We start from the raw sequence: 17,428 nt of genomic DNA, 5'->3' as shown, positions 1-17,428 counted from the left end.
AATCGGCTCGGGGCGACTGCGCCGGCCACCGGTGGGTGTGGGCTCGGCGGCGGCCGGGGTCGGCCGGACCGCTCGCAACCCGGTGCCGGTGTTGGCCGGGACGGCCAGGTCGCTGATCGGCTCACCGCGGCGTGCGGCGGCCCGGCGCCCCGGTGCCGGTGCAGGAACGCTGACCCGCGCGCTGAGCGCGCTGACCAGAGCCTCGCAGCCGGCGTCGCAGGCCCGTACGGAGGCGACCGCCTGCCGGACCGTCTCGGCCACGGCCGAGGTGAGCGCCCGGTTCACCGCAGCGCGGCGGGGTGTCTCGGAGATGGCGACCCGCAGGGCGGTGACGGCTTCGTTGATCTCTTCGGCGTCGGCCACCCCGTCCGCGGCGAGGTGCGCGGTGATGGCGTCCGCCGCGACAGAGACCTCGCGGCCCCGGGCGACGGTGCCGCCGAGCATGCCCGGCTCGGGCAGGGCGTCCAGGACGGCCAGCGACACCGGCTCGGCCGGGTCGGGGTACGCGCGCAGTGCCGCCGGGTACAGCTCGCGCAGCACCTCGCGCAGTGCCACGGCGGCGGAGTGTCGACCGCTGGCCAGTGCGGCGTGCGCGGAGAGCACCTGCTTGTAGCCGGCCAGGTCCCGGGGTGCGGGCAGGGTGACGGCGGAGAGCGCGCCGGCCTGCAACGCGCGGGCCAGGCCGACAGCGCGGCGTTCGGCCGGCGGCGACTGCATCTCCTCCAGGGAGTCGTCGTCGGCGAACCGCTCGGCGAAGTCGTCGACCGAGTCGTCGTCGGCGATCGCCAGGGGTCGACCCGCCGCGCTCAACAGCGAGATGACCGTGTGGTCGTCGCTGTCGGCGGCGATGGCCGCACCGCTCGGCCCGCCCGACCGCTCCACGAGCAGCGCGACGAGCTGGGCGTAGCCAGCCGCGTCGTCGCCGATCTCGCAGACAAGCAGCAGACGGCCTGCGTCATCGACCACAGCGGACGTCAGCGTCGTACCGGCCGAGGCCGGTCGATCAGCCGGGTCCGCCGAGGCCAGACCGCAGTAAACGCGCACGAGCGCCACGGCGTCGTCCTCCTCCCGGGACAGGTCTTTCCTCTGCCAGCAACTGATGCTCCCCGGTGCGGGTCAGTCGCGCCAGTCCACGACCGCAGAGATCTTGCCGACAATGGTGCGCCAACCCAGGCTTGCGGTTTGCGCCCCGATCTTCTTCAGTCGCCGGCGGCCCATGAAACCGCCGACCCCGCCGTTGACGGTGGCCCGCAGCGCCTCGTCCAGATCGTCGAGGCTGGAGCCGGCGGAGAGCATGTCCAGGACCGCAGGCAGCCGCAACGCGTACGACAGGTCACGGGCGACCTCGCCAGCCTCGATCAGCAGGGTCGAGTCCCAGGTGTCGTGACCGCCGCGGAGGTTCTCCACCACCAGGTCGAGTTCGTAGGTGTCCTCGTCGAGTGGCGCGATGTCGGCCGGCTCCACCCGTTCGGACAATTCATTCCAGCTGTCCAGTTGGGACAGATCGTTTTCAGCGCCGGATCGGATGAAACTGACCAATGACTCGGGGGTCTTGAACAGCAGCAGCTTGCCCCGCTGGCTGAGGAAGACCGGCACCTCCTCGTCGTCCGCCTCGTCCGCGACTTCCTCGTCCTGGTCGTCGTCCTCGGTGGTCGCGTCGGCGTCCGGGGTGCCGTCGCGGCGACGGCGCGACGGTTCCTCGTCGCTGTCGGCGAACTCTTCGGCCAACTCCTCGTCGAGGATGACGACGGCCTCGTCGTCCTCCTCCGCGATCACCTGACGGCGAGCGAGGAACGGGTCGTCCTGGTCGCGCTCGGTCACGTCGGTCGGGGTCAACGCGCCCGCCGGCCGGTACGCCCGCAGCGTGAAGCCGGTGCCGGAGGGCAGGGCGATCTCCACCGGGTCGATGCGCACCTCGTCCCAGAGCGACCGGTCGGCCGAGGTCGACGGGTGGCCGGTCTCGTCGACATCGTCTGGCTCGGCCGGGCCGGTGGTGTCGTCGAGCTCGGGCTCGTCGGCGTCGGGCCGTTGGGGCGACTGGCGGGCCACGCTGACCTCCGTGTGCTTCGGGTTTGCCCACCCACCGGCGTCTCCGACCGACAGGTGACTCTGGGCACACACCCTAGTCGTCGGCCCTGGGTGGCCGATGCCCGCACCCCGGCGGCCGGGCGGCGCACCGGTCCGGGCCTGCGGGTCACCGCTGGTCGCAGCAGCGTGGGCCTGGCGTGTCCGGTGGACTGTCGGTGGCGGACCAGCGGTCTGACAAGTAGCGTTGCTACGCATGAAGGCCCAGGCGCTGCACGGCCACCTCGACGCCCTGCTGCTCGCCGTTCTCGAACAGGGCGCGCTGCACGGCTACGCGATCATCGAGGCGCTGCGGGCGGGCAGCGACGGCAACCTCGAACTGCCGACGGGCACCATCTATCCGGCACTGCGTCGGCTGGAGCGCGCCGGGCACGTCGACAGCACCTGGAGCACGGTCAACGGTCGGGAGCGGCGGACGTACCAGCTCACCGACTCCGGCCGGCGGGCACTCGCCGGGGAGCGCGCCGGTTGGCGCGAGTTCAGCACGACGGTCGGCCAGTTCCTCGACCCGGGCAACCCACCCCCCGTGGCCCCGGTCTGAGGGCGCCCGCCCACCCAACCGGACGGTGGCCCGCAACCAGCCGCCCGCGCACTCAGCGGACGGCGGCCCGCAACCAGCCGCCCGCCGCGCGGGTCAGGGAGAAGTAGGCGCCGCCGACCAGCACCGCTCCGACGATCATTGGTGGCCAGGTCAGCGCCGCGTCCCAGAGCCTGATCGACCAGGCGAAGAGGGCGCCGCCGGCCAGCATGCCGAGGCCCAGGGTGCCGGTCAGGCCGGCGCCCACCGCGCGCTGCGCCACCGCCACGCCCGGCCGCGCGGAACGGGCGCTCACCGCCACCACCAGCAGGCCGGCCACCGAGAGCAGCAGCGCGCCCATCCAGATCCAGTCGACCGAGGCGGAGAGCAGCCGGTAGACGGCCGGCGGATGCGGGCCGTCGCTCCAGCTCGCGCCGCGCCAGGTCAGGTCGCCCGCCACCACCAGCACCCCGGCAACCGCCAGCATCCGCAGCGAGAGCCCGCGCAGCGCACCCACCGCCAGCTCGGCCTGCCAGGAGGGGACCAACTGCGCCGGTGAGCCGAACTCGGCCACCGCCCGCCGCTGCGCCTCCGCGGGCGGCACACCGTCCTCCCGGTACGCCTCGACGGCGTCCAGCAGCCCGTGCCGCGCCTCGGTCAGCAGGTCGGACTTCAGTCGTGCCGGCCCCTGTAAGCGGGCGGCCAGGTCCCGGAGGTGCTCCTCCACCAACGCGTCCCCAGAGCACGGCATGGCACCACCCTGTCACGGGACGCCGGCTCGTGACGTCCGGGAGAACCCTGGTCGGCCCCGGAGGGCGGTCAGGGGACGAGCGCCAGGTACCCGCGTTCGGCCGCAGCCTGGAGCAGCCACTGGTCCCGGTACCAGCCGGGGGCGGCGACCAGTTCGGCGTGCCGGCCGCGCTGGATAACCCGACCACCGTCGAGGACGACGATCTCGTCCAGCTCGTCCAGCCCACTGAGTCGGTGGCTGATCAGCAGCACCGAGTGCCCGGCGGGGATGGCGGCGAGGGCCGAGGCGAGCACCGAGTCGGCGGCGCTCGGGTCCAGCCCTTCGGTGGGCTCGTCGAGCACCAGCACCGGGGCTGCGGCGAGCAGGGCCCGGGCGAGCGCGAGCCGCTGTCGCTGCCCACCGGAGAGCTGGCCGCCCTCCTCGCCGACGACGGTGTCCCAGCCCGCAGGCTGGGCGCGTACCCAGTCCAGCAGGCCAGCGGCGGCGGTGGCGCCGGTCAGCTCCTCCTCGTCGGCGGTGGCCCGGCCGAGCAGCAGGTTCTCCCGGACCGTGGCGTGGAACACGTACGCCTCGGCGAGCAGCCCGCCGACCATGCGGGGCAGCTCCTCCTCGGCGTACGCCGACAGGTCGTGGTCGTCGAGGGTGACGCGGCCGGAGGTGGGGCGGACCGCGCCGGTCAGCACGGCGGCCATGGTGCTCTTGCCGGCGCCGCTCGGGCCGACCACCGCGATCCGTCTCCCGGGCGGCAGGTCCACGCTGACGCGGTCGAGTGCGGGTGCGGCGCCGACCCGGTACCGCACGGTCACGTCGACGAAGCGCAGCTCGTGCGGGCCGGCGGTGGGCCGGTCGGCCGGGTCGACGGCGGCGGGTGGGGCAGGCGTGTCGGCGTCGAGCAGGGCGGCGACCCGGGTCAGGCCGGGCCGCAGCTGGGTCCACTGCCGGGCCGCCGCGACCAGGGCCAGTGCCACCTCGACGGCGGCCAGCGTGCCGACGGCCAACACGCCGGTCAGCACCCCGGACACGTCGGCGGCCAGCGCGGCCAGCACCACCGCCGCGGCGGTCAGCCCTGCGATCAGCACCCCGGCCGCGTCCACGGCGAAGCCGGTGGCGGCCAACCGGCGTTCCAGTCGGGCCAGCCGCCCGGCCCGCTGCTCGGCGGCGCGCAGGGCGGCTCCGGTCGCGCCGAACGCGGCCAGGTCGGCGGCGCCGTGGGTGAGATCGACCGCGTCGGTGGCCAGCGCGCCGCGCAGCGGGGCCACCTCGGCCGCGCTGCGTCGGGTGACCGCGGTGGCCAGCGCGGGCAGCGCCACCGCGGCGACGAACAGGCCGAGGGCGAGCACACCGGCGGCCGGCGGCGAGATCAGTGCCGCCCCGGCGACCGTCACCAACCCGACCAGGGCCGCCGCCGAGGCCGGCACCAGCACGCGCAGCAACAGGTCCTGGACCGCCTCGACGTCGGAGACCAGCCGGCTCAGCACGTCCCCCGAGCGGTGCCCCACGGTGCGGCGGGCGGCGAGGGTGGCGAAGACCCGGGCCCGGACGTCGGTGATCATGCGGAGGACGGCGTCGTGCCCGGCGAGCCGTTCGCTGTACCTGAAGACGCCCCGGCTGATCGCCAGTGCCCGGACCGCGACGATCGCCACGGTGAGCCGGTCCAGCGGCGGCCGACCGGCGGCGCTCATCAGCAGCCAGGTGGCGGTGGCCATCAGGGCGAGCCCGGCGAACTCGGTGGCGGCGGCGAGCAGCCCCGCGCCGACGAGCCGGCCCAGGTAGGGCCGGGCCAGCCGCAGCACCGCCCGTTCGGCGGTCATCCGCCCGGCCGGTGTCGCGCCGGCCGTCGACTCCGGTATCGCGTCCAGCGGGCCGGGCCCGAACGCCGGCGGCTCCGGTGCCGTGCTCATCGGGCCACCTTTCCGCTCGGCTCGGGCGTCAGCTCGGTGACCCTGCCGTCCTCGATCCGCAGGATCCGGTCGGCGTCGGCCAGCAGCGCCGGCCGGTGCGCGACCAGCAGCGCGGTTCGCCCGGCCACCAACCGGCGGGTGGCGTCGAGCACCACCGCCTCGGCTGCGGTGTCCAGCCGGGCGGTGGGCTCGTCGAGCAGCACCACCGGGGCGTCCCGGAGGAACGCCCGGGCCAGGGCCACCCGTTGCCGCTGCCCGCTGGACAGCCCGTGCCCGCGCTCGCCGAGCAGGGTGTCCAGCCCGTCCGGGAGGCCGGACACCACGTCGTCCAGGGCCGCGTCGTGCACGGCGGTGGCGAGCGCCTCGGCCGGGGTGTCCGGAGCGCCGAGCCGGATGTTGTCGGCCAGCGAGGCGGCGAAGAGGTGGGCCCGTTGCGGCACCCAGGCCACCTGCCGGCGCCAGGCGTCCGGGTCGGCGGCAGCGAGGTCGACCCCGCCGACCGTGATCCGGCCACTGGTCGGCGTAACGAAGCCGAGCAGCAGGCCGAGCAGGGTGCTCTTGCCGGCGCCGCTGGGCCCGATGATGGCGATCCGCTCACCGGGCGCGACGGTCAGGGTCACGTCCCGCAGGGCGGTGGTCCGCTCGTACGCCACGGTCACCGACTCGAACCGGATCCCACCCCGCCCGTCGGGGGTGGCCGCGCCCTCGGACGCCCGGGGTGCGGTGGGCGCAGCCGAGGTGGTGAGCGCCTCGTCCAGCGCGGTGAGCCCCTCCATGCTGGCGTGGAAGCGGCTGCCGGCGGCCCGCAGCGGCAGGTACGCCTCGGGGGTGAGCAGCAGCACCAGCAGCGCGGTCTGCAGGGCCAGGCCACCACCGAGCAGCCGGATGCCGACCGGCACCGCGACCAGGGCCACCGAGAGGGTGGCGACCAGTTCCAGCACGAGCGCGGAGAGGAACGCGATCCGCAGCGTCTTCATGGTGGCGACCCGGTGCCCGTCGGCCATCCGGCGGACCACGTCGGTCTGCGCCCGAGCCCGTCCGAACGCGCGCAGCGTGGGCAGCCCGGCGACCATGTCGAGGAAGTGCCCGCCCAGCAGGGAGAGTCGACGCCACTGCCGGTCGGTGGCGGCCTGCGCCTGCCAGCCGAGCAGAGCGCCGAAGACCGGGATGAGCGGCAGGGTCAGCGCGATGATCACCGCCGAGCTCCAGTCGGCGACGACGACCCTGGCCAGCACCGCCAGTGGCACCGTCACGCTGAGCACCAGTTGCGGCAGGTACCCGGTGAAGTACGCGTCCAGCGCGTCCAGCCCACGCCCGGTGAGGGTGGCGAGCTGCCCGGCCCGCTGCCCGGCCACCCAGCCCGGCCCGTGTCGCCCCACCGCGGCGAGCAGGTCGGCCCGCAGCGCGGCCTTGACCGTGGCGGCGACCCGCGCCGAGACGGTGCCCTGCGCCCAGACCAGCGCGGAACGCGCGGCGACCGCCACCACGAACCCGACCAGCGCCGGTCGGTCCAGCCGGCCGTCGACGGCGGTGGCCAGCACGGCCGCCAACGCGGTGGCCTGCGCCACGATCAGCCCGGCGGCGAGCACGCCGAGGAGGGCGAGCACGGCAAGATCGCGCCGGGCCGCGGGGACCCGGCGCAGCAGACGCGGGTCGAAGGGACGGCGGCTCACCAGTACACCGGTGCCCTGCCGTCGGTTCGTCCCCGGAAAACCCACCAGCACATCGCCTGGAAGCCTAGTAGGGCCGGCAGCAGCGGTAGCGCCACCCAGCCGAGCAGCCGCAGTGTCGGTGCGCTGGCGGCGGCGTCGGCCACCGTCAGTGACGCGCCCGGGTCGGTCGTGGACACCAGCACGTAGGGCCAGAGGGCCGCGCCGACCAGCGCCACGGGCAGCGCCAGGGCCGCGCCGGTGGCGACCAGCGCCCACCCCGGCCGCCGCCGGTCGAGCGCCGCGCGGGCCACCAGCAGCGCCGCCACCAGCAACACCGGCAGGAGTACGGCCGGAGCCGGCCGCTGGACGGCGTCGCGTACCCGGTCGGAGAGCAGGCCCACGACGGTGGCCAGGGCAACCGCGGTGAGCGCCACCGGCACCAGGCGGCGGGCCGTGCGGCCGACCTGGGCGGCGTCGGCGGCGGGCAGGCGCAGGGTGAGGAACGTCGCACCGTGCACCGCGACCAGCGCGAGCATGGTCAGCGCGGTGGCGGCCGCGAACGGCGTGGCCAGGTGCGACATCCCGGTGACGTGCCCGGCGGCCTGCCGGGGTACGCCCTGCAGCAGCGCGGCCAGCAGCACGCCCCAGCCCGACGCGGCGAGCACGCTGCCGACCACCACGACCCGGTCCCACCGGGCCCGGATCCGTTCGTCGGTCGGTCGGCTGCGGAGCTGCACCCCGACGATGACCAGGATCACCCCGACCAGAGCGCCGGCGACCGCCGGATAGCACCCGGAGAGCAGCTCACCCTCCAGCACCGGGAAGGCGCCGAAGAGGATGCCCACGGCTGCCACCAGCCAGACCTCGTTGCCGAGGAAGTACGGGCCGAGAGCGGTGAGGGCTGCCCGCCGACCGGCTGGGCCGCCCCGCGCGAGCAGTAGCCCAATGCCGTAGTCGTAGCCGGCCAGCACCAGGTAGCCGGCGAAGAAGAAGCCGAGCAGGGCGTACCAGGCGAGGTCCACGATCATCTCCTCAGGCGAGGGCGGGTTCGGGGTGGGCCGGCTCGGTCGGCGGTGCCGGCGGGCGGCCGAGCGCCGGGTCGACCGCGCCCCGGGCCGCATGCCGGGCGAGCAGGACCCAGTTGGTGGCGGCGAGGGTGCCGAGCAGCAGGCTGAACCCGATCAGCGAGGCGAGCATCACCGGTGCGCCGACCGGGGAGACCGCCCGGTCGGTGGGGAGCAGCCCGTACGCCACCCAGGGCTGGCGGCCGACCTCCCGGGCGATCCAGCCGAGGATCACGGCCACGAAGGGCAGCGGCAGGGCGAACAGGACGATCCAGAGCGGAAAGCGCAGCCGGATGATCCAGTCCCGGAAGAGCAGTGGCAGCAGCAGCCAGACACAGCCGAGGGTGACGCCGACGAGGATCATGAAGCCCAGCCCGACGCTCGCCAGCGCCGGTGGGGTGTAGTCGCCGGGACCGAATCGCGCCGTCCACTCGGCGATCAGGGCCCGGGCCTGCGGGCTGTCTCCGCCGAACTTGGTCGGCTGCACCGCACCGACCGGGCCGAACTGGGCGAAGCCGAACCCCTGCACCAGGCTGATCGCGAGCGCCGCGGTGACCAGGCCGATCCGCAGCGAGGTGCGGAAGAGCGCGTGGTCTCCGGTACGCCGGATCAGGTGCCAGGCGCTGACGGCCGCCATCAGCATCCCGCCGACCAGCAACCCGGCCGAGACCACGTGCCCGAACGCCATGCCGAGGCTGGGGTTGGTGAGCAGCGCGCCGAAGTCGGTGAGGTGGGCGATCCCGTCGCGGACCTCGTAGCCGACCGGGTGCTGCAGCCAGGAGTTGGCCACCATGATCCAGAAAGCCGAGGCGTACGCGGTGATGGCCACGCCCCAGAGCAGCGAGAGGTGGACGCCCCTGCCGAGCCGGTGCCAGCCGAAGATCCACATCCCGAGGAACGTGGACTCCAGGAAGAACGCCACGAGTGTCTCGATGGCGAGCGGTGCGCCGAAGACGTTGCCGACGTAGCGCGACAGGCCGCTCCAGTTCAGCCCGAACTGGAACTCCAGCACGACGCCGGTGGCGATGCCGAGCACATAGTTGATCACGTAGAGCTGGCCCCAGAACCGGGTCAGCCGCTCCCAGGTCGGGTTGCCGGTGACCACCCAGGCGGTCTGCATCCCGACCAGCAGGGTGACCAGTCCGAGCGTGACGACCAGGAACAGAAAGTGGATCGATGTGGTGGTGGCGAACTGCAGGCGGGCGAGGAGCAGCGTGTCCATGGCCGGCTCTCCGTAGGTTGGCTCCCTTGGCGTAGCAACCCTACACGTAGGATTCCTACGCATTTGCTACTACGCTGCGTCGTAGTAAATCCTACGACAGTTTGTAGTAGTTAGGGGTCCAGGGCTTCGCTCTCGAACCGGGCGGGCTGCGGTGCTGTCGGTCGGTCAGCTCAGGAAGAGGCTGACCGGCAAGGCGACGAGCGTGGTGGCGACCGCGAGAGCGATGCCACCGAGCAGGCGGGGCGGCCGGTCGCTGACCAGCAGTCGCTGCACGCGTACGTCCAGGTCCCGATCGCCCATTCCCAGCGCGCCGGCCGGCGTGACGCGGTGGCCGGCGGCGGCGAAACGGCGCAGCGCCCCGGCCAGCGGCTCCTCCGCGTGCAGCTCGCGCGCCTTGTCGTCGGCGCGCATCTCCACCAGCAGGGCGACCCGCTCGTGTGCGTCGCGGACCCAGCCGAACCACGGCAACGCGCGGCACAGCGCGGTGAACGGCAGAAGTACCAGGTCGTGCCGCTCGTTGGCGTGCGCGCGCTCGTGGGTGAGCACGGCGGCCAGCTCGGCCCGATCCAGCAGGCTCAGCGTCCCGGCGCTGACCACCACCTGCGGCTTCACGCCCGGCAGGCAGTACGCCGCAGCGCTCGGATGGTCCAGCACCAGCGCACCGGGTGCGGCCGGGTCATCCCTGGCGACCAGCGTGAGCAGGTCCCGGTGGCGGCGCTGGGCGCGTACGGTGCCGTGGATGCTGCGCACGGTCGTGGTGACCAGCACCGCCCCGATGCCGAAGCCCACCCCGACGCCCGCCAGGTGCAAGGCCGTCACCCCGATCGGCAGGGTGCCTCGGCCGAGGTCGGCGGCCAGGGCGAGCAGTGCACCGCCGGTCGGCTGGTCGTACGCGCTCACGCCGAGCGCCATCGGCAGGCCCATCGCGGAGAGGCCCAGCGCCAACCCGACCGCCTGCCAGCAGACGATCGCCACCCGGGGGCTACGCCACGTCCAGGTGGACCGGGCCAGCACCTGAGCGGTCAGGTAGCAGGCCACCATGGTTGCGGCGAAGTGCACGGCGTAGGCCATGGCGCTCGCCCTACCGCTCCGCTGCCTCGTCGGCAGGACGGCGGCCGGTAGGCCCGTCCACCCGGTCGGTCAGCTCGACACCCGCCTCGGGAGTGCTCGGCCGGCTCGCCCCGGTCCCGCCAACGGCGGTGCCCGGCCCTGCCGGCCCGGCATCGCCTCCGCTGGCGCTCGACCCGGTCTGTCCGGCCTCGGCGCTCAGGGCCGCCCGGAGCACGTCGGCTTCGGTGCCGGTCACCGAGTGGGCGAAGCGCACCAGCGCGGCGTCCCTGCTGCCACCCAGGTCGAGGGCGTCGAGCATGAGCTTGGCGATGTGCGCCTCGCGGGTGGCCGCGGGCCGGTACCGCCAGGCCCGACCCTCCCGCTCCCGCTGCACCATGCCCTTGCCGGCGAGCCGATCCAGGACGGTCATCACCGTGGTGTAGGCCAGCTCGCGGCCGTCGAGCGCGTCGGCGACCTCGCGCACGGTGACGCCGTCCGACGTGCCGGGGACCACATCCCACAGCACGTCCATCACCGCACGCTCAAGATCGCCCAACCGAGTCACCCCGCAATCCTACCCCCCGTAGTAGACCCCCGACCCACCCGACCAGGTCGATCATGAGGTTGACGGGCCCTCAGAAGATCATCCGCCCCGCCAACACCATGATCACCCCCGCCGACGCGGCCGGCACCACGGGCCGGAAGCCCCGCTCACACGCCCTTCGGGTGCCAGACCGTCTTGGTTTCCAGCAGGGCGGTCATCGGGGTCAGGCCCGGGTCGGCGGACCAGTCGTGGTTGGCCTGGGCCGGGCGGAGCACCCGCTTCAGGTTGTCCGCCGCCTTGACCTCCAGGTCGGTCGCCAGCTCGGCGTCGGCCAGCCCGGTCAGGTCGATCGCGTTGACGTCCATGTGCGCGGCCAACGTCGGCGCGGTCTCGGCGATCCTCCCGGTGAGGATGTTGACCACTCCGCCGGGCAGGTCGGAGGTGGCCAGCACCTCGGCCAGCGTCACCGCCGCGAGCGGCTCGGTCGCCGACGCCGCCACCACCACCGTGTTGCCGGTGACGATCGCCGGTGCGATCACGCTGACCAGGCCGAGCAGCGCCGGGCGCTCCGGGGCGACGACGGCGACCACGCCGGTCGGCTCGGGCGCGGACAGGTTGAAGTACGGGCCCGCGACCGGGTTGGCGCCGCCGTACACCTGGGGGAGCTTGTCGGCCCAGCCGGCGTACCAGACCCAGCGGTCCACCGCGGCGTCCACCTCGTCGCCGGGCACACCGAGGGCGACGAACTGCTCGCGGCGGCCCTCCAGCATCTCGGCGGCGCGGTAGAGGATCTGACCACGGTTGTACGCGGTCGCCCCGGCCCAGCCCTTGACGGCGGCGCGGGCGGCGACCACCGCGTCCCGGGCGTCCTTGCGGGAGGCCAGTGACACATTCGAGGACTGCACGAGATACGACCGTCCCGACTCGCTGCGCGGGAACTTCCCGCCGATGAAGAGCTTGTACGTCTTGCGTACCGCGACCCGCTCAGACATTGAGGTACCCCTCCAGCCCGTGCCGGCCGCCCTCGCGACCGTAGCCCGACTCCTTGTAGCCACCGAACGGCGAGGTGGGGTCGAACTTGTTGAACGTGTTGGCCCAGACGACTCCGGCCCGCAGCCGGTCGGCCGTCCACAGGATCCGGGATCCCTTGTCGGTCCAGATTCCGGCCGACAGCCCGTACGGCGTGTTGTTGGCCTTCTCGACGGCCTCGGCCGGAGTGCGGAACGTGAGCACCGACAGCACCGGCCCGAAGATCTCCTCACGGGCGATCCGGTGCGCCTGGGTGACGCCGGTGAAGATCGTCGGCGCGAACCAGAAGCCCCGGTCGGGCAGCTCGCACGGCGGTGACCAACGCTCGGCGCCCTCGGCCGAACCGGCGTCGGACAGCTCGCGGATCCGCTCCAACTGGGCGGCCGAGTTGATCGCGCCGACGTCGGTGTTCTTGTCCAGTGGGTCGCCCACCCGCAGGTGGGCCATCCGCCGCTTCAGCGACTCCAGCACCCGGTCGGCGACGTTCTCCTGGACGAGCAGCCGGGAGCCGGCGCAGCAGACGTGCCCCTGGTTGAAGAAGATGCCGTTGACGATGCCCTCGACCGCCTGGTCGATCGGCGCGTCGTCGAAGACGATGTTGGCGGCCTTGCCGCCAAGCTCCAGGGTGAGCTTCTTGTGGGTGCCGGCGACCGAGCGGGCGATGGCCCGGCCGACGTCGGTGGAGCCGGTGAAGGCGACCTTGTCCACCCCGGGGTGCTCGACCAGCGACCGGCCGGTGTCACCGGCGCCGGTGACGATGTTGACGACGCCTGCTGGCAGGTCGGCCTGCTGGCAGATCTCGGCGAACAGCAGCGCGCTGAGCGGAGTGGTCTCGGCGGGCTTCAGCACCACCGTGTTGCCCGCCGCGAGCGCCGGGGCGATCTTCCAGGCCAACATGAGCAGCGGGAAGTTCCACGGGATGACCTGCGCGGCCACGCCGACCGGCCGCGGGTTGGACCCGAAACCAGCGTGACCCAGCTTGTCGGCCCAGCCCGCGTAGTAGAAGAAGTGCGCGGCGACCAGCGGCAGGTCGACGTCGCGCGACTCCCTGATCGGCTTGCCGTTGTCCAGTGACTCGAGCACGGCCAGCTCGCGGGAGCGCTCCTGGAGAAGCCGGGCGATCCGGAACAGGTACTTGGCCCGGTCCCGGCCCGGCATCGGACCCCAGACCTTGTCGTACGCCTTCCGGGCGGCCCGCACCGCACGATCCACGTCCTGGACGCCGGCCTCGGACACCTCGGCCAGCACCTCCTCGGAGGCGGGGTTGATCGACTTGAAGCTGCCGCCGTCGGTCGGGTCGACGAACGTACCGTCGATGAAGAGCCCGTAGGAGGGTTTGAGGTCCACCACCGAGCGGGACTCGGGGGCGGGTGCGTATTCGAACATCGGCTATCAGTCCAGGGTGAAGTAGTCGGGACCGGAGTAGACGCCGGTCGTCAGCTTGGTGCGCTGCATCAGCAGGTCGTTGAGCAGGCTGGACGCGCCGAAGCGGAACCAGTCCGGGTCGAGCCAGTCCGGGCCGACGGTCTCGTTGACCATCACCAGGTACTTGGTGGCGTCCTTGGTGGTCTTGATGCCGCCGGCGGGCTTCACGCCGACCTGCCGCCCGGTCGCTTCGCGGAAGTCGCGGACCGCCTCCAGCATCACCAGGGTCACCGGCAGCGTCGCGGCCACCGGGACCTTGCCGGTGGAGGTCTTGATGAAGTCGCCGCCGGCCAGCATGGCCAGCCACGAGGCCCGACGGACGTTGTCGTAGGTGGCCAGCTCGCCGGTCTCCAGGATCACCTTGAGGTGCGCGTCCCCGGAGGCCTCCTTGGTGGCCACGATCTCGTCGTAGACCTCGGAGTAGCGCCCGGCCAGGAACGCACCCCGGTTGATGACCATGTCGATCTCGTCGGCACCGGCCGCGACGGCGGCCCGGGTGTCGGCGAGCTTGATCTCCAGCGGCGCCTGGCCCGACGGAAAGGCGGTCGCGACGCTGGCCAGGTGCACGTTGCTGCCGCGCAGCACCTCGGCGACGTACGGAACCATCGCCGGGTAGACGCAGACCGCGCCGACGTGCGGGCAGGACGGGTCGGCCGGGTCGGGGCGCAGGGCCTTCGCGGCCAGTGCGCGCACCTTGCCGGGGGTGTCCGCCCCCTCCAGGGTCGTCAGGTCGACCATCCGGATCGCCAGGTCGATCGCCTGCGCCTTGGCTGTGGTCTTGATGGAGCGGGTGCCGAGCTGTGCCGCCCGCTGCTCCACGCCAACCTGGTCCACGCCGGGCAGGCCGTGCAGGAAGGTCCGCAGAGCGGTCTCGGATCGTCCCAGCTCGGAGAGCTCCGACCGGGCCGACGTCGTTGTCGCCGTCATGCCCCGAAGTCTACGCACCGGGAAGCCGAGTGATCTTGCTCACGATCGCCGCGCGGGGGGTGAGCGGATGCGCGCGGACGTGAGCGGCGTCGCTGGTCCGACCGCACCCGCACCGCCCTGCCGAACGGACCGGTAGGTTGAGCGATCGTGGACGTACACGTCATTGACCACCCGCTGGCCCAGTCTCGGCTGACCGCCATGCGGGACGCGCGCACCGATTCCTCGACGTTCCGGGAGGCGCTGCACGAACTGACCACGATGCTGGTGTACGAGGCGGCGCGCTCCTTCCCCGTCGAGCGGTACCCGGTGCAGACGCCGGTCACCGGCACCGAGGGCACCCGGCTGGCCAACCCGCCGCTGCTGGTGCCGGTGCTGCGGGCCGGCCTGGGCATGGCGGACGCCGCGCTCGGCCTGCTGCCGGAGTCCTCGATGGGCTTCGTCGGCCTGGCCCGCGACGAGCAGACCTACGAGCCGCGGGCGTACATGGAGTCGCTGCCCCGCGACCTGGCCGGCCTGCCGGTGCTGGTGCTCGACCCGATGCTCGCCACCGGCGGCTCGCTGGAGCACTGCTGCCGGCTGCTCGCCGACCGGGGCTGCACCGACATCACCGTGCTCTGCGTGCTGGCCGCACCGGTCGGCATCGAGCGGCTCGAGCGCTCCGGCCTGCCGTTGCGCCTGGTCACCGCAGCGATCGACGACGGGCTGAACGACTCCATGTTCATCGTTCCCGGTCTGGGTGACGCCGGCGACCGGCAGTTCGGCGGCATGCCGCGCTTCTGATGCGCCACCCGGTCGGTGACCGGTCCCGGCGGGTCCGTGCGCGGTGGTGCGCGGACCCGCTACCGTCTCGGGCCATGACTGGTGTTGCGCTCGCCGAAGAGCTGCTGCTGCTCGCGTACGACGACTCGACCGGCAAGGCGACCATGCCGCGGATCAGTCTCGACCTGGGCATGGCCGCCGCGGTCCTGGTCGAGCTGGCCCTGGCGGGCCGGATCGCGTACGGAGACGGGTCCCTGACCGTGGTCGACCCGACGCCCACCGGCGAACCGGTCACCGACGAGGTGCTCGGCCGGATCGCCGCCGACACGCCGCACACCCCGGCCTCGTGGGTGCAGCGCCTGCGGCACGGCCTGCGCGACCGGATCCTCGGCGACCTGTGCCGGCAGGGCGTGGTCCGGGACGTCGACGAGACCGAGCTGGGCTTCATCCACGTGCACCGCTACCCGGTGGTGGACCGCTCCGTCGAGGCGGAGACCCGGCTGCGGCTGGCCGAGGCGCTGACCGGCGCGGCCGCCCCGGACGAGCGGACCGCCGCGCTGGCCACCCTGGTCGTGGTGCTGCGGATGGAATCCGCGCTCGGGGTGAGCGGCGACGCCGCGGCGGACGCCCGTCGGCGGTTGACCGATATCGCCACCGGCGCCGGCTTCTCCGGCGAGGTGAGCACCGACGACTCGGTGGTCCGCCCCTCGGTCGGCCTGGTGGTCGCCGCCCTGGCGAAGGCCGTGGACCAGGCCCTCGGCCCCCGCCGCTGACCGCCGCCCTCAGATGCCGAGAGCAGCGCCGACGTCGGCGCGAAGTCCGGCGACGGCCTGCGCCGCCCGGCTGCGGGCCGCCGGGACGTCACCGTCGGTGACCGGCTCCACCACCTCGAGGTACGCCTTGAGCTTCGGCTCCGTCCCGGAGGGGCGGATCACCACCCGGGCCACCCCGGTGCGCAGGATCACCACGTCTGCCTCCGGCAGCAGGTCCTGGATGGTGTCGACCGGGTGCCCCGACAGCGTGGTGGGGGTGGCCGCCCGGATCCGGGCCATCGCGTCGGCGATCTCCCGCAGGTCGTCCACCCGTACGGAGAGCTGGTCGGTGTGGTGCACACCGAACTCGGCGGCCAGCTCGTCCAGTCGGTCGGTCACCGTACGACCCTGTGTCTTGAGGCCGGCAGCCAGCTCGGCCACGGTCAGCGCGGCGGTGATGCCGTCCTTGTCCCGTACGTGCTCCGGGGCGACGCAGTAGCCGAGCGCCTCCTCGTAGCCGAAGACCAGTGGCGCGCTTCCGCCGCCGGCCCGGACGATCCACTTGAAGCCCGTCAGCGTCTCGTCGTACGGCAGCCCCCGCGCCGCGCACATGGCCCGGAGCAGCGACGACGAGACGATGGTGGTGGCGTAGAGACCGGTCACCCCACGACGCATCAGGTGGTCGGCGAGCAGCGCGCCCACCTCGTCGCCGCGCAGCATCCGCCAGCTCTGCCGACCGTCCGAGACGCCGTCGCGGACCACCACGGCGCAGCGGTCCGCGTCGGGGTCGTTGGCGATGGCCAGGTCGGCGCCGGTGGAGTCGGCCAACGCGATCAGCCGGTCCACCGCCCCCGGCTCCTCCGGGTTGGGGAACGACACGGTGGGAAACGCCGGGTCCGGCTCGGCCTGCTCGGGAACCAACCCGGGCACCGGGAAGCCGGCCCGGGCGAAGACGGCGGTGAGCACCGCGGCGCCCACCCCGTGCAACGGGGTGTACGCCACCGTGAGGTCGCGTGGCCCGTCCGGCGCGATCACCGCGACAGCCCGCTCGACGTACGAGGCGACGACGTCGTCACCGAGCACCTGACCGGGTGGGCCCAGTGGCACCTCGCCCAGCGGGCCGACCGCCCGGATGGCCGCCTCGATGCCGGCGTCGGCGGGAGGCACGATCTGCGCACCGGCGCCCAGTTCCCCACCCAGCTCCGCGCCGAGATAGACCTTGTACCCGTTGTCCTGGGGCGGATTGTGGCTGGCCGTGACCATCACGCCGGCCACCGCTCCGAGCTGGCGCACCACGTACGCCAGCACGGGGGTGGGCAGTGGGCGGGGCAGCAGCAGCGCCGGTCGGCCGGCACCGGTGCTCACCTGGGCGGTGCGCTCGGCGAACTCGCGGGAGCCGTGCCGTGCGTCGTACCCGATGACCAGTGGGCCGGTGCCGCCCTGGGCGGCGAGCCAGCCGACCAGGCCGGCGGCGGCCTGCGTGACCACGGCGAGGTTCATCCCGTTGGGGCCGGCGCGCAGCGGGCCGCGCAGGCCCGCGGTGCCGAAGGTCAACGGACCGGCGAACCTGTCGGCCAGCTCCGGGGCGCTCGCCGGCAGCCGGTCGAGCACCGCCGTCAGCTCGTCCCGGCTCGCCGGGTCCGGGTCGTCGGCGAGCCAACGCCGGGCTCGCTCGCGAATGTCGTCGATGTCAGTGGTGTCCGCCGCCATGCCCCTTGATAGCACGGCGGCGGATCACCGCTGTCGGTTC

The 17,428-nt window shown here is 73.5% G+C and carries 15 protein-coding genes and 1 pseudogene; 3 read left to right on the top strand and 13 right to left on the bottom strand.

The genetic code is table 11. The features are described from left to right. Positions 1 to 116 precede the first annotated feature (116 nt). A pseudogene (locus ACLJN9_RS05250) lies at positions 117 to 1,077 on the bottom strand (transposase); the annotation flags it as partial. A 39-nt stretch (positions 1,078 to 1,116) separates the two neighbouring features. After that, on the bottom strand, positions 1,117 to 2,049 hold the full coding sequence (locus tag ACLJN9_RS05245) for a DNA primase (RefSeq protein WP_410809911.1): 933 nt from the start codon (positions 2,047 to 2,049) through the stop codon (positions 1,117 to 1,119). A 232-nt stretch (positions 2,050 to 2,281) separates the two neighbouring features. Here ACLJN9_RS05245 and ACLJN9_RS05240 point away from each other — a divergent pair, with 232 nt between their 5' ends. After that, positions 2,282 to 2,626, top strand: a complete 345-nt coding sequence (locus tag ACLJN9_RS05240; protein ID WP_410809909.1) for a PadR family transcriptional regulator — start codon at positions 2,282 to 2,284, stop codon at positions 2,624 to 2,626. A 52-nt stretch (positions 2,627 to 2,678) separates the two neighbouring features. On the opposite strand, the gene ACLJN9_RS05235 is transcribed toward ACLJN9_RS05240, so the two are convergent. The 10 genes from ACLJN9_RS05235 to deoC all read right to left on the bottom strand — a co-directional run bounded on the left by ACLJN9_RS05235 (position 2,679) and on the right by deoC (position 14,167). Further along, positions 2,679 to 3,353 carry a permease prefix domain 1-containing protein gene (locus ACLJN9_RS05235; RefSeq protein ID WP_410809907.1) on the bottom strand — a complete coding sequence of 225 codons (675 nt, stop codon included), beginning with the start codon at positions 3,351 to 3,353 and terminating at the stop codon, positions 2,679 to 2,681. A gap of 68 nt (positions 3,354 to 3,421) precedes the next feature. After that, positions 3,422 to 5,254, bottom strand: a complete 1,833-nt coding sequence (gene cydC / locus ACLJN9_RS05230) for a thiol reductant ABC exporter subunit CydC (protein WP_410809905.1) — start codon at positions 5,252 to 5,254, stop codon at positions 3,422 to 3,424. Further along, complete coding sequence (gene cydD / locus ACLJN9_RS05225) at positions 5,251 to 6,927, bottom strand: thiol reductant ABC exporter subunit CydD (RefSeq protein WP_410809903.1); 1,677 nt, start codon at positions 6,925 to 6,927, stop codon at positions 5,251 to 5,253. The genes cydC and cydD overlap by 4 nt, the downstream gene beginning before the upstream one ends. After that, positions 6,924 to 7,934, bottom strand: a complete 1,011-nt coding sequence (locus ACLJN9_RS05220) for a cytochrome d ubiquinol oxidase subunit II (protein WP_410809902.1) — start codon at positions 7,932 to 7,934, stop codon at positions 6,924 to 6,926. Before ACLJN9_RS05220 ends, cydD begins: the two co-directional genes overlap by 4 nt. A gap of 4 nt (positions 7,935 to 7,938) precedes the next feature. Continuing rightward, positions 7,939 to 9,192: a cytochrome ubiquinol oxidase subunit I gene (locus ACLJN9_RS05215; RefSeq protein ID WP_410809900.1), complete on the bottom strand. Its 1,254-nt coding sequence runs from the start codon at positions 9,190 to 9,192 to the stop codon at positions 7,939 to 7,941. 165 nt (positions 9,193 to 9,357) lie between these two features. Next, positions 9,358 to 10,263 (bottom strand): M56 family metallopeptidase, encoded by a 906-nt coding sequence (locus ACLJN9_RS05210; RefSeq protein WP_410809898.1) that lies wholly within the window; start codon positions 10,261 to 10,263, stop codon positions 9,358 to 9,360. A 10-nt stretch (positions 10,264 to 10,273) separates the two neighbouring features. Beyond that, the gene (locus ACLJN9_RS05205) at positions 10,274 to 10,807 is read right to left on the bottom strand and encodes a BlaI/MecI/CopY family transcriptional regulator (protein ID WP_410809896.1); all 534 of its coding nucleotides are present in this window, start codon (positions 10,805 to 10,807) and stop codon (positions 10,274 to 10,276) included. Between the two features lie 146 nt (positions 10,808 to 10,953). After that, positions 10,954 to 11,778, bottom strand: a complete 825-nt coding sequence (locus ACLJN9_RS05200; protein WP_410809894.1) for an aldehyde dehydrogenase family protein — start codon at positions 11,776 to 11,778, stop codon at positions 10,954 to 10,956. Beyond that, entirely contained in the window at positions 11,771 to 13,201 is a 1,431-nt protein-coding gene (locus tag ACLJN9_RS05195; protein WP_410809892.1) for an aldehyde dehydrogenase family protein, read from the bottom strand. The genes ACLJN9_RS05200 and ACLJN9_RS05195 overlap by 8 nt, the downstream gene beginning before the upstream one ends. Before the next feature lie 6 nt (positions 13,202 to 13,207). After that, the gene (gene deoC, locus ACLJN9_RS05190; protein ID WP_410809891.1) at positions 13,208 to 14,167 is read right to left on the bottom strand and encodes a deoxyribose-phosphate aldolase; all 960 of its coding nucleotides are present in this window, start codon (positions 14,165 to 14,167) and stop codon (positions 13,208 to 13,210) included. A 147-nt stretch (positions 14,168 to 14,314) separates the two neighbouring features. Between deoC and upp the strand changes: the two genes are divergently transcribed. Beyond that, complete coding sequence (gene upp / locus ACLJN9_RS05185) at positions 14,315 to 14,947, top strand: uracil phosphoribosyltransferase (protein WP_410809889.1); 633 nt, start codon at positions 14,315 to 14,317, stop codon at positions 14,945 to 14,947. Between the two features lie 74 nt (positions 14,948 to 15,021). Beyond that, positions 15,022 to 15,699 carry a GOLPH3/VPS74 family protein gene (locus tag ACLJN9_RS05180; protein WP_410809888.1) on the top strand — a complete coding sequence of 226 codons (678 nt, stop codon included), beginning with the start codon at positions 15,022 to 15,024 and terminating at the stop codon, positions 15,697 to 15,699. Between the two features lie 9 nt (positions 15,700 to 15,708). Here the strand turns inward: ACLJN9_RS05180 and ACLJN9_RS05175 are convergent, their stop codons facing one another. Continuing rightward, positions 15,709 to 17,388, bottom strand: a complete 1,680-nt coding sequence (locus tag ACLJN9_RS05175) for a phospho-sugar mutase (RefSeq protein WP_410809886.1) — start codon at positions 17,386 to 17,388, stop codon at positions 15,709 to 15,711. Between the last annotated feature and the right edge of the window lie 40 nt (positions 17,389 to 17,428).

It is taken from the genome of Micromonospora sp. 067-2 (assembly GCF_046549295.1).
Taxonomy (GTDB): domain Bacteria; phylum Actinomycetota; class Actinomycetes; order Mycobacteriales; family Micromonosporaceae; genus Micromonospora.
The sequence above is the reverse complement of the archived record's forward strand: the minus strand, read 5'-3'. Positions and strand labels throughout refer to the sequence as shown.